General features: G+C 59.6%; 16 protein-coding genes. 10 read left to right on the forward strand and 6 right to left on the reverse strand.

Features of this window, described 5'->3' with window-relative positions:
• Positions 1-578: 578 nt before the first annotated feature.
• Both rhtA and KGB29_RS15730 read left to right on the forward strand, forming a co-directional pair.
• On the forward strand, positions 579-1,466 hold the full coding sequence (rhtA, locus tag KGB29_RS15725) for a threonine/homoserine exporter RhtA (RefSeq protein WP_150812337.1): 888 nt from the start codon (positions 579-581) through the stop codon (positions 1,464-1,466).
• A gap of 169 nt (positions 1,467-1,635) precedes the next feature.
• Positions 1,636-1,917: a hypothetical protein gene (locus KGB29_RS15730; RefSeq protein ID WP_090456987.1), complete on the forward strand. Its 282-nt coding sequence runs from the start codon at positions 1,636-1,638 to the stop codon at positions 1,915-1,917.
• Between the two features lie 14 nt (positions 1,918-1,931).
• Here the strand turns inward: KGB29_RS15730 and KGB29_RS15735 are convergent, their stop codons facing one another.
• Complete coding sequence (locus tag KGB29_RS15735) at positions 1,932-2,492, reverse strand: TetR/AcrR family transcriptional regulator (protein ID WP_150812336.1); 561 nt, start codon at positions 2,490-2,492, stop codon at positions 1,932-1,934.
• A 93-nt stretch (positions 2,493-2,585) separates the two neighbouring features.
• On the opposite strand from KGB29_RS15735, the gene KGB29_RS15740 reads away from it, so the two are divergent.
• Both KGB29_RS15740 and KGB29_RS15745 read left to right on the forward strand, forming a co-directional pair.
• Entirely contained in the window at positions 2,586-3,314 is a 729-nt protein-coding gene (locus KGB29_RS15740; RefSeq protein WP_218543364.1) for an SDR family oxidoreductase, read from the forward strand.
• A gap of 38 nt (positions 3,315-3,352) precedes the next feature.
• Entirely contained in the window at positions 3,353-3,943 is a 591-nt protein-coding gene (locus tag KGB29_RS15745) for a 2-hydroxychromene-2-carboxylate isomerase (protein WP_057713884.1), read from the forward strand.
• Positions 3,944-4,031: 88 nt separating this feature from the next.
• Here the strand turns inward: KGB29_RS15745 and KGB29_RS15750 are convergent, their stop codons facing one another.
• From KGB29_RS15750 to KGB29_RS15770, 5 genes are all read right to left on the reverse strand, one after another.
• Positions 4,032-5,840, reverse strand: a complete 1,809-nt coding sequence (locus KGB29_RS15750; protein ID WP_150812334.1) for an aminopeptidase P family protein — start codon at positions 5,838-5,840, stop codon at positions 4,032-4,034.
• A 65-nt stretch (positions 5,841-5,905) separates the two neighbouring features.
• Positions 5,906-7,063 carry a cysteine desulfurase family protein gene (locus tag KGB29_RS15755; protein ID WP_150812333.1) on the reverse strand — a complete coding sequence of 386 codons (1,158 nt, stop codon included), beginning with the start codon at positions 7,061-7,063 and terminating at the stop codon, positions 5,906-5,908.
• Between the two features lie 206 nt (positions 7,064-7,269).
• Complete coding sequence (locus KGB29_RS15760; protein ID WP_090456994.1) at positions 7,270-7,884, reverse strand: LysE family translocator; 615 nt, start codon at positions 7,882-7,884, stop codon at positions 7,270-7,272.
• Positions 7,885-7,985: 101 nt separating this feature from the next.
• The gene (locus KGB29_RS15765; RefSeq protein ID WP_057713880.1) at positions 7,986-8,255 is read right to left on the reverse strand and encodes a hypothetical protein; all 270 of its coding nucleotides are present in this window, start codon (positions 8,253-8,255) and stop codon (positions 7,986-7,988) included.
• A gap of 117 nt (positions 8,256-8,372) precedes the next feature.
• Positions 8,373-8,744: an antibiotic biosynthesis monooxygenase gene (locus tag KGB29_RS15770; RefSeq protein ID WP_150812332.1), complete on the reverse strand. Its 372-nt coding sequence runs from the start codon at positions 8,742-8,744 to the stop codon at positions 8,373-8,375.
• A gap of 96 nt (positions 8,745-8,840) precedes the next feature.
• Between KGB29_RS15770 and soxR the strand changes: the two genes are divergently transcribed.
• From soxR to KGB29_RS15800, 6 genes are all read left to right on the forward strand, one after another.
• On the forward strand, positions 8,841-9,296 hold the full coding sequence (soxR, locus tag KGB29_RS15775) for a redox-sensitive transcriptional activator SoxR (RefSeq protein ID WP_150812331.1): 456 nt from the start codon (positions 8,841-8,843) through the stop codon (positions 9,294-9,296).
• 126 nt (positions 9,297-9,422) lie between these two features.
• The gene (locus KGB29_RS15780; RefSeq protein WP_057713877.1) at positions 9,423-9,881 is read left to right on the forward strand and encodes a VOC family protein; all 459 of its coding nucleotides are present in this window, start codon (positions 9,423-9,425) and stop codon (positions 9,879-9,881) included.
• Positions 9,882-10,170: 289 nt separating this feature from the next.
• On the forward strand, positions 10,171-11,373 hold the full coding sequence (locus tag KGB29_RS15785) for a PepSY-associated TM helix domain-containing protein (RefSeq protein WP_150812330.1): 1,203 nt from the start codon (positions 10,171-10,173) through the stop codon (positions 11,371-11,373).
• Complete coding sequence (locus KGB29_RS15790; RefSeq protein WP_090457000.1) at positions 11,370-11,912, forward strand: thiamine pyrophosphate-binding protein; 543 nt, start codon at positions 11,370-11,372, stop codon at positions 11,910-11,912. Before KGB29_RS15785 ends, KGB29_RS15790 begins: the two co-directional genes overlap by 4 nt.
• Positions 11,909-12,238: a hypothetical protein gene (locus KGB29_RS15795; RefSeq protein ID WP_057713874.1), complete on the forward strand. Its 330-nt coding sequence runs from the start codon at positions 11,909-11,911 to the stop codon at positions 12,236-12,238. The genes KGB29_RS15790 and KGB29_RS15795 overlap by 4 nt, the downstream gene beginning before the upstream one ends.
• On the forward strand, positions 12,235-12,810 hold the full coding sequence (locus KGB29_RS15800; protein WP_150812329.1) for a DUF6162 family protein: 576 nt from the start codon (positions 12,235-12,237) through the stop codon (positions 12,808-12,810). Before KGB29_RS15795 ends, KGB29_RS15800 begins: the two co-directional genes overlap by 4 nt.
• The last annotated feature ends 11 nt before the right edge of the window (positions 12,811-12,821 follow it).

Here is a 12,821-nt window from a genome sequence, read left to right on the forward strand (position 1 = left end):
GCTCAGCAATCGTTGGTTACATCTTTGATTTCTCGCGGAGTAACTTGCGATGCTGATAATCTGTTGACTAGCAGTCTGACTCCACAAGCACCCACACGAATTGCTTGATTCAGTTGTTAAAGAGCGGTTGGTTAAGATCTTTCGTCTCAACCGAGGCGCGCATTCTACAGCAGCCTCATTTGCTGTCAAGTGATTATTTTCAGAAGCTTTCAAAGTTTCCTTTGTAACTTCAACCACTTGCGCTTCAGATCTCTCATCAGCGGGAGGCGAATTCTACAGCGTTACACGCTGCTGTCAACACCTCTTTTTCAACTCCCTTTCGGCTTCGATGAACTGAAGCAACCTGCTGCCGAAAACTGCGTAACTCTTTGTTTACCAAGGAGTTTTCCGTTTCGACTGCGCCGGAAGTGGGGCGAATTATAGAGATCTGAAATCTGCCGTCAAGCACTGATTTAGGTTTTCTATCGACATGTGCAAAAACACTGCTTATATATAGACGCGCCTGCAAGGAATGCGCAGTATATTGCCCAACACAAATAGAAACGCCCTGATTCCTCTATTTCGGACGATGCCACGTAATGAATGACCAGCCTCGCAGCCTAGCCTCTACCCTGTTCTCGGTTGGGCTGCTGCTCATAGCCATGGCATCGATCCAGTCCGGAGCCTCCCTGGCCAAAAGCATGTTCTCCGTTGTGGGCCCCCAGGGGACGACAACATTACGACTGATTTTTGCCAGTGTGATCATGATGCTGATACTGCGTCCATGGCGGGCAAAATTCACTGCAAAGTCCCTGCGCACCGTCATCGTCTACGGAATGGCGCTGGGCGGCATGAACTTCCTCTTCTATATGTCGTTGCAAACCGTCCCGCTGGGCATCGCGGTGGCGCTTGAATTCACCGGCCCACTGGCGGTGGCGATCTACGCCTCGCGTCGCGCAATCGACTTTTTGTGGATTGCCCTGGCTGCCGCAGGCTTACTGTTACTGATACCGACGGGAGAAACGACCACAGGCATCGATCTTGTAGGCGCCGGTTATGCCTTGGGCGCAGGGGTCTGCTGGGCACTGTACATTTTGTTCGGTCAAAAAGCCGGGGCCGACAATGGCGTGCAAACCGCCGCACTGGGGGTAATGATCGCTGCGCTCTTCGTAGCCCCCATCGGTATTGTCCATGCAGGCTCAGCCCTGCTGAGCCCGGCATTGATCCCTATAGCCCTTGGCGTCGCCATCCTGTCCACAGCCCTCCCCTACACCCTGGAGATGGTCGCGCTGACCCGCATGCCAGCCAGAACCTTCGGCACACTGATGAGTATCGAGCCAGCCTTCGGCGCGCTATCTGGCTTGCTGTTCCTTCATGAATACCTCTCGCTGTCACAATGGATGGCAATCATGTGCATCATTCTGGCATCCGTCGGTGCCACCATGACCATGAGCACTAGCACCAGACCAGCCGTAGCGGCGGATTGAAAGCAGATATGAAACGGCTCTGGTATTTGCCGCCCAATTAGGCCATGTTTAGCCCCGCACCCCAGTGTCATGACATGGACCATTTCAGATAGGGATATCGGTACGCGTCAAGCGAAAGTGAAAGCGGCCAAACCCGGGCACAAGATCCGGGGACGCTATAAGGACAGTAATGAAACGATTTTTGATGCTGATCGCCGTACTTGCAATTGCGGGCTGCGCAGCGACTTCGGAAACACAGATCAAGCACGGTAAGAAAGGGCTGCACATCAACTGTTCTGGACTGTCTTCGTCCTGGGACAAGTGCTACGCCAGCGCCGCCAATTCCTGCGCCCCCAAGGGATACAAGGTCATTGCCAAGTCGGGAGATTCAGTGGAAGAGCCCGGCGATTACCCGTTTGGCCTCAATCCTGCGGGCTATACCAGCCGCAGCATGATTGTCATCTGCAAATAGGCAGGGCCGTCGGGTCAGGTTCTCGGGCTTGCGATCTGACGGCCAATTTCCTCGTAGCTGGAGTTCAGCACTGTGCGCTGGATATCCGGGCTAGCCAGCATGCGCGCTACGACCAGCGCGCCAATACATTGCGACAGAATCGCCCACGCCAGGCTGTCGCTTTGCAGAATACCCGCCCAACTTTCCTGAAGCCGACAAATCCAGTGCTCTGCCTGTTGACGGACAGTCAGGTCGGAACGGGCAATTTCCGCCCCCAATGCCGGCAATGCACAACCGGTTTCCGGATTCTCGACGTGAGACATACTCAGGTACTGCTTCAAGCAGCGCTCAAGCTTGTCACGGTCCTTTCCCTCCCCCAGTCGCGTCAGGCTTTGCCCCAACTCACGCTCGACAATGCTGGCGAACAACTCGTCTTTCGACGTGAAATGGCTATAGAAGGCGCCGCCACTCAAGCCAATCGCTTTCATCAGGCCGTCCACGCCCACCGTTGAAAATCCGGACTTCTTGGCCGATACCGCACTGCTTTCCAGCAGCCTTTGCCTGGTTTCCAGCTTGTGACTGGCCGAATAACGCATTGCCTTTCTCCCTAGCTTGCTCGCCTTGACGTCTGTCGAATCATAGCATAACGTTCGTTTAGTTAACGATCGTTTACCAAAAGGGATCTACCCATGAATAACAAGAAGGTCGTTCTTATCGTCGGTGCAGGTGATGCCACGGGTGGCGCCATTGCCAAGCGTTTTGCCCGGGAGGGTTTTGTCACCTGCGTTACCCGCCGCAGTGCGGACAAGCTCCAGCCATTGGTGGATGCCATAAAGGCCGATGGTGGCGAGGCCCACGGTTTCGCCTGCGACGCCCGCAAGGAAGACGACGTGGTCGCACTGGTCGAGCAGATAGAAAGCGAGATCGGCCCTATCGAGGCATTCGTGTTCAACATCGGCGCGAACGTGCCGTGCAGCATTCTCGAAGAAACCGCCCGCAAGTATTTCAAGATCTGGGAAATGGCCTGTTTTTCCGGTTTTCTCAATGCGCGTGAAGTGGCCAAACGCATGGCCAAGCGCCAACGGGGCACGATCCTGTTCACCGGCGCCACTGCAGGCCTGCGTGGCGCAGCCGGCTTCGCCGCATTTGCCGGTGCCAAGCACGGCATTCGTGCGCTGGCGCAAAGCATGGCCCGAGAGCTCGGCCCCATGAACATTCACGTTGCCCATGTCGTCGTCGACGGCGCCATCGATACCGATTTCATCCGCGACAGCTTCCCCGAGAAATACGCGACCAAGGATCAGGACGGCATCCTTAACCCCGAACACATTGCCGAGAATTACTGGCACCTGCACAGCCAGCCCCGCGACGCCTGGACTTTCGAGCTGGACCTGCGCCCCTGGAGCGAACGCTGGTAATTCCCCCCACACACAACAACAAGACGAGCGCCTTGAACATGAGCAAAACCGTGGAGTTCTACTTCGACCTCGGCAGCCCCGCCACCTATCTGGCCTACACCCAGCTACCGAAGATCTGCGCGCAAACCGACACCCGGTTGATCTACATTCCGCTCTTGTTGGGCGGAGTGTTCAAAGCCACCGGTAACGCCTCTCCGGCGACTGTCCCGGCCAAAGGCCGCTACATGTTTGAGGATCTGGACCGCTACGCCAAACGCTATGGCGTGCCTCTGAAATTCAATCCCCACTTCCCGATCAACACCTTGATGCTCATGCGCGCCGTAACAGGCATGCAGTTGCGCCACCCTGAACGCTTTGCAGCTTTCATCGATTGCCTGTTCAAGGCCATATGGGTCGAGGGTCGCAGCCTGGATGAACCGGCAACCGTCGCGGCAGTGCTCAGCGAAAACGCTTTCGATCCGCAAGAGGTGCTGGCCCTGACCGCCGATGAAGAAGTAAAAGCCCTGCTCAAGGACAACACCGAAAAAGCCGTACAGCGAGGCGTATTCGGAGCCCCAAGCATGTTTGTCGACAATCAGTTGTACTTCGGCCAGGATCGGCTGGACTTCGTGCTCGAAGCCTTGAGCTGAATCTCGACCACCAACCGCCCTTCGCCGCCCTATGGCTCAGGCGCTGGATAAAGCGCCTGAGCTGCACATAACCAATAGCAGCACCCGATCAGATAGCCGCCGTGCGGGTATTGAGCCACTCCAGCGCGGCACCTTCGACCAACGGACTCAGGCGCTCGCGCACTTCGGCGTGGTAGGCGTTAAACCACTGCTTTTCCTCGTCCGACAGCAGCGAGGTTTCCAGGCAGCGCGTATCGATCGGGCACAGGGTGAGCGTTTCGAACTTGAGGAACTCGCCGAATTCGCTTTTGCCTGCCTCACGGTTCATCGCCAGGTTCTCGATACGCACACCCCAACGACCCGGACGATAGGTACCCGGTTCAATGGACGTGATCATGCCGGGTTGCATCGCGGTTTGCGGGGCAGGCGCGGCCTGATAAGCAATGACTTGCGGACCTTCGTGGACGTTCAGGAAGTAACCGACGCCATGACCGGTGCCGTGACCGTAGTCGACACTTTCCGCCCAGATGGGCGCACGGGCGATGGCATCGAGCAGCGGCGACAGAATGCCTTTCGGGAACTGCGCGCGGGACAAGGCAATCACCCCCTTGAGCACGCGGGTGCAATCGCGTTTTTGCTCATCGGTCGGTGTGCCCACCGCAACCATGCGCGTGATGTCGGTGGTGCCGCCCAGGTACTGGCCGCCGGAGTCGATCAGCAGCAGGCCGTCCCCTTCGATCACCGCGTGTTCTTCTTCGGTGGCATGGTAATGCGGCATCGCGCCATTGGCGTTGAACGCGGCAATGGTGTTGAAACTCAGAGACACATAATCCGGACGACGTTCACGGGCCGCGGTGAGTTTTTCGTCGATGGTCAGTTCGGTGATGCGCTCGCGCCCCAGCGCCGAATCCAGCCAGGCAAAGAATTCGCACAGTGCTGCGCCGTCCTGTTCCATGGCCTGACGGATGTGTTCGGCATCGGCCAGGCTTTTTTGCGATTTGGCCAGGGTGGTCGGGTTCAGGCCTTCGATCAGGTTCACCCCGCTGTCGAGGTTGTCCAGCAACCCCGCCGTGACCCGCGCCGGATCGACTTGCAGGCTCGCGCCGCTCGGTACGGCACGCAATGCAGTAGCGACTTCGCTGTAATCGCGCAAGGTCACCCCGTCCCGTTCGAGGATGGCGCGCAGTTCGGCGCTGACTTTGCTCAAGGCGACAAACAGCGTGGCCTGTTGCTGATTGATCAAGGCGAATGAAACAAACACCGGGTTGAACGAAACGTCGCCGCCACGCAGGTTGAACAGCCAGGCGATATCATCCAGGGTGGCGATGAAATGCCAGTCGGCACCCCGCGCCTGCAGGGTTTCACGCAGTTTGGCGAGTTTTTCGCCACGGCTGACGGTCGCCTGTGGTGGCAAGTGCTGATAGATCGGTTCGTTCGGCAGGCCTGGGCGGTCGCTCCAGACGCCGCTCAGCAGGTCGATGTCGGTGCGCAGGCGAGCGCCACGCTCTTCCAGTTTACCGCCCAGGGTCCGTGCCGAAGCCACGGCCATGACCGCGCCATCGACCGCGACAACGCCACCCTCGGGGGTTTGCTCGGCCAGCCATTCCAGTGGTCCGGGTTGACCCGGTTGCAGCTTGACCAGATCAATGCCGCTGCCGTTGAGCTCCTTGGTCGCCTGCTCCCAATAACGGCTGTCGGCCCAGACGCCGGCAAAATCCGGGGTCACGATCAGGGTGCCGACCGAACCATGGAAACCCGACAACCACTGGCGCCCCTGCCAGTAACCCGGCAGGTATTCGGACAGGTGCGGGTCGGCCGACGGCACCAGCAAGGCGTGAATGCCCTCCCGGCTCATCAGTTCGCGGGTTTGCGCCAGGCGCTGGGGCACCGATCCATTGATCGAAAGCTGCGTATTCATCGTGTCTCCTGCTAACCACTTCATCATTATTGTTGAGTGCCGATCAATGTCGGCGCTTCGTCGCCCTATTGCCAGAATGCCGGAGCACTGGCGCAGGCTGCCTTGATCAGTTGAACCGCCTGGTCGATGTCCTGCTCGGTGGTGAAACGCCCGAGGCTCAAGCGGATGGTGCGACCGGCCGAGCGGGCATCGTGCCCCAGGGCCAGCAGTACATGGGATGGGGTATTGCTCGCGGAATTGCAGGCCGAGGTCGCGGAAAACGCGATCGAGGCCAGCAACGCCGCCGGGTTGAACTCGCCTTCGTCGAAGGTCAGGCTCAGGGTATGGGGAATGCGCCGGGTCGGGCTGCCGTTGAGACGCACGCCGGGAACGCTCTGCAATTGCTCGAGCAAGCGCTCACGCAAACGCACGATGGTGGCTTTCTCTTCATCGAACGCAGCCGCCGCCAGTGCAAAGGCCGCGCCCATGGCCGCGATCTGATGGGTCGCCAGTGTGCCGGAGCGCAAACCGCCCTCATGCCCGCCGCCATGGATCTGCGCCTGCAAACGCTGTTGTGCACGCGGACCGACGTACAACGCGCCGATGCCCTTGGGGCCGTAGAGCTTGTGCGCGGAAAACGACATCAGGTCCACCGGCCACAGTGCGAGGTCGATCGCCACTTTGCCCGCGCCCTGTGCGGCGTCGACATGGAACAACGCCCCGCGATCACGCACGACCTGACCGATGGAGGGAATGTCGTTGAGGGTGCCCAGTTCGTTGTTGACCAGCATCAGCGACACCAGGAAGGTGTCTTCGCGCATGGCTTCGCTGACTGCTTGCGCCGTGATCAGGCCCTCGGCGTCCGGCACCAGGTAGGTCACCGCGACACCGGCATCCTCCAGTTGCCTGGCGGTATCGAGAATGGCCTTGTGTTCGATCTGGCTGGTGATGATATGGCCCCCGCCAATGCGGCGGGCCTGGGCCACGCCTTTGAGCGCGAGGTTGTTGGATTCGGTGGCGCCTGAGGTCCAGACGATCTGCCCGGGCGTCGCGCCGACCAGCTCGGCGACCTGGCGTCGCGCCTGTTCGACCGATTGCCGGGCCTGCTGGCCGAAAACGTGGGAACTGGAGGCAGGGTTGCCGAAATTGCCGGTAAAGCCCAGGCACTCGACCATCACCTTGATGACCCGCTCATCCACCGGCGTGGTGGCGGCGTAATCGAAATACAACGGACGTTTATTCATAAAAGACTCGCAGAGCGTGTTCCGGGATCAGGAAGCTCGTGACTGCAAACGGCAAAGCGCAGCCTTGTGAGCTGCGCGCGGTTTTCAGAACGTTACCAATACCTGATCGGATGCCGTTAAAGAAGAATTACTTCATTTAAAAGTGCGTAGGAACGCTCCTGAAAAGTCAGCTTAACAGGCATCGGGCAACCGGTTGAAGCAATGCGTCAGCTAAAGCTTTCGAGTATCAGCGGATACAGCGAACCCACAAGCAGCGCGGCCATGCCCCAATTGAACAGGCGCAGCCAGCGGCGATCCTTCAGAACATTGCGCAACAGCGTGCCGCAAGCGGCCCAGACACCAACACTCGGCAGGTTGATGATCGCAAAGACGGCCGCGATCACGATCACATTCGTGAAGTACCCCTGCATCGGCGTGTAAGTGCTGATAGCGCCGATGGCCATGATCCAGGCCTTGGGATTGACCCACTGGAACGCGGCGGCACCCAGATAGCTGATCGGTTTCGCCTCGCCCTGCTGGCTCTCCGACATTGGCCCGGAATGGGCGATTTTCCACGCCAGATACAGCAGATACGCCGCCCCTACATAACGCAGCACGGTGTAGAGCAAAGGGTAGGTCTGGAACACCGCGCCAAGGCCAAAGCCGACCGCCACCACCAGTATGAAGAAGCCACAAGTGATGCCGAGCATGTGCGGAATCGTGCGGTTGAAGCCGAAGTTCACCCCGGAGGCCAGCAACATGGTGTTGTTCGGGCCGGGCGTGATCGAGGTGACGAGGGCAAACAGGGCGAAGCCCAGCAGCAGGTCGAGTGAGAGCGTCATGGGTGGCAGTCCGTCAGGGTCGGTCAGGTGTTGACCCTATCGCACACCTTCGGCGAAACCCATGGACAGTTACGCGAAACTTGGAGCAGTACAGTTTCGCCTCAGCTCGGACGACCGTGAAGCTGTACAGATCGCCCGACGTTCATTTCACCCTGGTTGTCGAAACCGAACGACTTTTGCGGCTGACCGAGCAGCTCGGCTTTTTTCGCGTGGTACTCGTCGAAGGACAATCCGCGGCGGTTCAGCGCTTCCAGCGCCAGTTCCTTGCTTTCTTCAGCCGTGTAAGGCCGAAGCTCAGGGGAAACATGGCTGGCACATCCGGCGAGTACGGAGACGGCGAGCATCAGCAACGTGGCGATCATCGGTTTCATTTCTGGCGTCCTGGCAACTGGGTTCGAGGCAATGAACACAGGCTACCCGCGCCTCCCGGGCAGCAGAAATCAACGCTTTCAATAGTGGCTATCAAGAAATGGCGATCATTGCCCTTGTCAGCGCCAGCCCACCAGGCTGCAGTGCAATGCATTGTCGTGGCTGCGCTCCAGGCTGTGCAGGACCTGGAACGAGCCGAAGGTCACGGCCTTCGCCTGATGGGCGCGGATCAACTGCCAGAAATCCTCTTCGCCGTTTTCAAAGGACCGGAACGCAGCCTCCCCGGCTTCGCGGGTTTGCCATTGCAGATAATTGAGTACCCGCCGGCCATCATCGCTGGCCTGGATGCTGGCACTGAGAAAGCCGCGGTGCTGCCGGGCCAGATGTTCGGTCTGTGCCGACAATGCCAATACCAGCGCGGGTAGTTGATGCGGCTCGATCTGGAATTCGATCAGTTGGGTAAAGCTGCGATTGTTCTCTGAGGCTTGCATGAAATGTCCCCCACTCACATGTAAGGCGAATCTTGCGATCCGAAGGTGTGCAGGGTAAAACCTCAAGTTAACTAGAGGTCAAGAGGCAATTTTTAAATGATCACCCCGGAAAACCTGCACAAGGAACTTACCGTCGGCCAAGTCGCGGCGCGCAGCGGTGTGGCGGTCACGGCGCTGCACTTCTATGAGTCCAAGGGGCTGATCAAGAGCAACCGCAATCAAGGCAACCAGCGCCGCTATCCCAGGGAAGTGCTGCGACGGGTGGCCTTGATCAAGGTTGCCCAGCGCCTGGGAATTCCTTTGGCGGAAATCGGCGAAGCCCTCAAGTCACTGCCCGACAACCGGGCGCCGACGGCGGCGGACTGGAAAATGCTGTCGGCGCAATGGAGCCGGGAACTGGATGAGCGCATCAATCAACTGACCCTGCTGCGCGATCGCCTCAACGGCTGTATCGGGTGTGGTTGCCTGTCGATGGAGGCTTGTCCATTGCGCAACGCAGGCGATTTGCTGGGAGAGCGCGGGCCGGGAGCGCACTGGTTGGAGCCAACTTGATGGCACTTGAATGGCGCTGCTGCTCGTCGGGCACTCGGTGAGGCAAAAGAGGCTGGCCTATATTTATTCGGTCGTACAACGGCACAGGTACTTTCCATTCACAAAACAACAACAGGGAGATCCATCATGAGCGTCAAACCCATTCCAGAGGGGTATCACAGCGTCACCCCCTATCTGGGCATCAACAAAGCCGCCGAAGCCATCGCCTTCTACAAAAAAGCCTTCGGCGCCATTGAAATCATGCGCCTGGACATGCCCGATGGCGGTGTCGGCCACGCGGAACTGCGCATCGGCGATTGCCCGATCATGCTGGGTACGCCATGCGATCAAGGACCGCTGAGCAACCCGGACAATTCGCCGTCCGTGGGTCTGCATTTGTACGTGACGGATGTCGACAAGTCCTACAAACAGGCGATCGATGCCGGCGCAACCGTTGTATCGGAGGTCAAGGATCAGTTTTACGGCGACCGTTCAGGGACCTTGAAAGATCCCTACGGGCACCTGTGGTTCCTGGCCACGCACAAGGAAGACCTGACCCAGGAACAGATCGAACAACGGGCCAAGGAGATGTTTGCCCAAGGTTGAAATCCCTGGTGATGGAGCGGGCCTCTTCGCGAGCAGGCTCGCTCCCACAAGGGTCCCGACTTCAGCAGCACCGCCGACATGCCAATCACTTGCGCAAGCAAGCCCGCCCGCGACCTGTCGACAATGAGAAACATTTTCTTTCATTTCCCCTTTCGGGATTTCCCCTGCTCATCCGTCCTACTTAGATGCAGTCCTTTCGCGTAGGCAAAAGCCACGACCGGACCTTCTGGGCGCTCATCCCTGCGAAGCCCGCAGCCGAGCTGCCTCTCATCCAGGCAAGACCTCCAACATGTCAAAGAAGTCCCGTTCAAAAATCTGGTTCCTGGTCCATAGCTGGCTGGCATTGCCGATCTGGTTTTTCGTGCTGATCGTCTGTGTAACCGGAACCCTGGCCGTCATCAGTCAGGAGATCGTCTGGCTGACCAACCCGCCAATGCGCGCCAGCCAGCCCTCGGACGACGCCCCGCTACTCAGTTATCAGCAGGTCATCGAGGCCATCAACAAGGCCGAACCGCAGACCGTGGTGCAGAGCATCAGCCGCCCCGACGAGTCGCATTTCGCCCTGGATGTCGAAGTCAGCTACCCCGACGGGCGCTCGGTGGTGATTTATGTCAATCCGTACAGCGGCGTGATCCAGGGTGTCGCGCCGGAGTTCAACTTCCGCGCCTTCACCCGGGCGCTGCACGGCTGGTGGCTCGTGCCGTTCACCAACGGTTACAGCTGGGGCTGGTACCTGGTGTCGTTTCTCGGCTTGCCGCTACTGGCGTCGCTGGTCACGGGGCTGGTGGTCTACAAACGCTTCTGGAAAGGCTTTTTTCGGCCAACCCTGCGTATTCGCCACGGCGCGCGGATTTTCTGGGGCGACTTTCACCGCTTGAGCGGCATCTGGTCGATCTGGTTCATCGCGGTGATTTCCATCACCGGCACCTGGTTCCTGATCCAGGCATTGCTGTTCGATAACCAAGTTTCCATTTCCACGGAAAAGATCATCCCGGCGATGTCCCGCGAAGCGGTGCCGCTGTCAACCGATGGCTCGCCCCCGCCGCGTATCGACCTTGATCGCGCGATTGAAATCGCCACGCAGAAAATCTCCGGGCTGGAGGCCAGCTTTGTCAGCTTGCCGGGCAATGCCTACAGCCACCTGGATGTCGGCGGACGCGGTTGGTATCCGTTGATGTTCCAGACCGCCACGATCAATCCGTACAACGGCGAAATCGCCGCCTCGCGCCTGATCTCGGACCGTTCGACCCTGGAGTTCGTCACCGAGTCCATGCGCCCGCTGCACACCGGCGATTTCGGCGGCCTGTGGATCAAGCTGATCTGGGCGTTCTTCGGCCTGTTGCTGAGCATGATGGTGCTCAGCGGTCTGCTGATCTGGACCAAACGCACGGCACTGGCCACGGCCAATGCCTTCAAGCGCAGCAACAAAAAACAGCGTGGCACCGCGGCGCAACCGGTCACGAACAATGAACCCTCGGAGGCCCACCTGTGAGCAAAGTCACTGCGGTCTCGCAACCCTCGCGCCTGCACGTGTTCTGGCACAAATGGCGCTTTCATCTGAACGTCCTGTTACTGCTGATTCCCCTGGGTTTCATGCCCAAGTACTTCGCCGACGAGGCATTGATGCGCGGCGACAGTGGCCTTGGCGAACGGGAAGTCGGCGAAGTCCGGGTCGGTCCCTGGAGCCTGCGCCTGGCGGAATTGCGCAACGCCGCGCCCATGCTCGACGGTCCGGCCGGTTACATGAAAGGTTTCAACGCCGCGTTGTGCGAGGCCTGTATCGGCCAGGTCAAGGCCACTTACCTGCGTATCGGCAAGCCCCGCAGCCTGCGTGCCGCCGGGGTGATTTTCTTCGGCACCCCGTACCGCATGGGTGCCTCGCTGCCCGTCCCGGAAAAGACCACGGCCGACGCCGAACTGTGGATCACCATGGAAGGCTGGGACGGCGCCATGCATCAGGCATCCATTCCTTTGAGCCAGGCCTCCCCCGCCACCATCGCCTGGCTGAACAAACAAGGAGGCAAACCATGATCACCCCTCTTCGCCCGCTCAACGCCGTGTTGCTGGTGCTCTGCGCCGGCTTCAGCGCCGCCGCCCTGGCCCACAATCCGATGTGCGAATGCAAGGCCATCGACGCGGAGCAGATCAAGTGCACCGGCGGTTTTTCCGACGGCAGCGGCGCTCCTGGCGTGACCCTCGATGTGATCGGCTACGACGAAACCATCCTGGTGCCGGGCAAGCTCGGGCCTGATTCGACCCTGACCTTCAAGAAGCCCGGCGCCGAGTTCTATGTGCTGTTCGATGCCGGCCCCGGTCACGTCGTGGAAATCGACCAAGCGGACATCGAGGCACCATGAGCACTCCAACGACCCAAGTCGTGCGCCCGGCCGGGGCCGGTCACGAAACCCTCTATGTTCTGCTGCTGTGCCTGATGATCCTCGCGGTGGCCGGCTCGGTGGTGCTCTGGCGCGGTGAATCCCATGAGGTGAGCAGCGTCAGCAGCCATCAACTGGATGCGCGCCGTGACCTCAGTGCATCCGAGCAAGGTATCTACGCCGATTTGCGGGTGACGCTGGACGAGATCCATTTGCTGCGCCAGGAACAGCAAGCGCTGCCGACACCCGAGTTGCTGGCCGAGGAAGGGTTTGCCCCGTTTGCCCGGGACGCCAGCTCCGTCAGCCGGGGCGGCCATGCCTGGCAATTGCTCGACGCCAAGGCCTATTTCGGCCAGAGCCAGATGCCGACGGTCGCCGGTTCGTATCTGTTGCGCCTGAGCGCAACCGCCGACGCTGCGCCGGACATCTGGCTCAACCGCGCCAGCACGCTCACGGCACCGGCCGACCTCAGCGATGCTGCGCTCGAAAGCGCCGGCTGGCAGCAGGTCATCGCGCAATTCGATGCCGGTGTGACCCGCCAGCACCGGCACTGAACCCTCGACTT

The organism is Pseudomonas sp. BF-B-30 (assembly GCF_019956305.1).
Lineage (GTDB): Bacteria > Pseudomonadota > Gammaproteobacteria > Pseudomonadales > Pseudomonadaceae > Aquipseudomonas > Aquipseudomonas jessenii.

Bases quoted from the DNA above. Each gene is read 5' to 3' on its own strand.
- rhtA (WP_150812337.1), top strand. From the start codon at position 579: ATGAATGACCAGCCTCGCAGCCTAGCCTCTACCCTGTTCTCGGTTGGG.
- KGB29_RS15730 (WP_090456987.1), top strand. From the start codon at position 1,636: ATGAAACGATTTTTGATGCTGATCGCCGTACTTGCAATTGCGGGCTGC.
- KGB29_RS15735 (WP_150812336.1), bottom strand. From the start codon at position 2,492: ATGCGTTATTCGGCCAGTCACAAGCTGGAAACCAGGCAAAGGCTGCTG.
- KGB29_RS15740 (WP_218543364.1), top strand. From the start codon at position 2,586: ATGAATAACAAGAAGGTCGTTCTTATCGTCGGTGCAGGTGATGCCACG.
- KGB29_RS15745 (WP_057713884.1), top strand. From the start codon at position 3,353: ATGAGCAAAACCGTGGAGTTCTACTTCGACCTCGGCAGCCCCGCCACC.
- KGB29_RS15750 (WP_150812334.1), bottom strand. From the start codon at position 5,840: ATGAATACGCAGCTTTCGATCAATGGATCGGTGCCCCAGCGCCTGGCG.
- KGB29_RS15755 (WP_150812333.1), bottom strand. From the start codon at position 7,063: ATGAATAAACGTCCGTTGTATTTCGATTACGCCGCCACCACGCCGGTG.
- KGB29_RS15760 (WP_090456994.1), bottom strand. From the start codon at position 7,884: ATGACGCTCTCACTCGACCTGCTGCTGGGCTTCGCCCTGTTTGCCCTC.
- KGB29_RS15765 (WP_057713880.1), bottom strand. From the start codon at position 8,255: ATGAAACCGATGATCGCCACGTTGCTGATGCTCGCCGTCTCCGTACTC.
- KGB29_RS15770 (WP_150812332.1), bottom strand. From the start codon at position 8,744: ATGCAAGCCTCAGAGAACAATCGCAGCTTTACCCAACTGATCGAATTC.
- soxR (WP_150812331.1), top strand. From the start codon at position 8,841: ATGATCACCCCGGAAAACCTGCACAAGGAACTTACCGTCGGCCAAGTC.
- KGB29_RS15780 (WP_057713877.1), top strand. From the start codon at position 9,423: ATGAGCGTCAAACCCATTCCAGAGGGGTATCACAGCGTCACCCCCTAT.
- KGB29_RS15785 (WP_150812330.1), top strand. From the start codon at position 10,171: ATGTCAAAGAAGTCCCGTTCAAAAATCTGGTTCCTGGTCCATAGCTGG.
- KGB29_RS15795 (WP_057713874.1), top strand. From the start codon at position 11,909: ATGATCACCCCTCTTCGCCCGCTCAACGCCGTGTTGCTGGTGCTCTGC.
- KGB29_RS15800 (WP_150812329.1), top strand. From the start codon at position 12,235: ATGAGCACTCCAACGACCCAAGTCGTGCGCCCGGCCGGGGCCGGTCAC.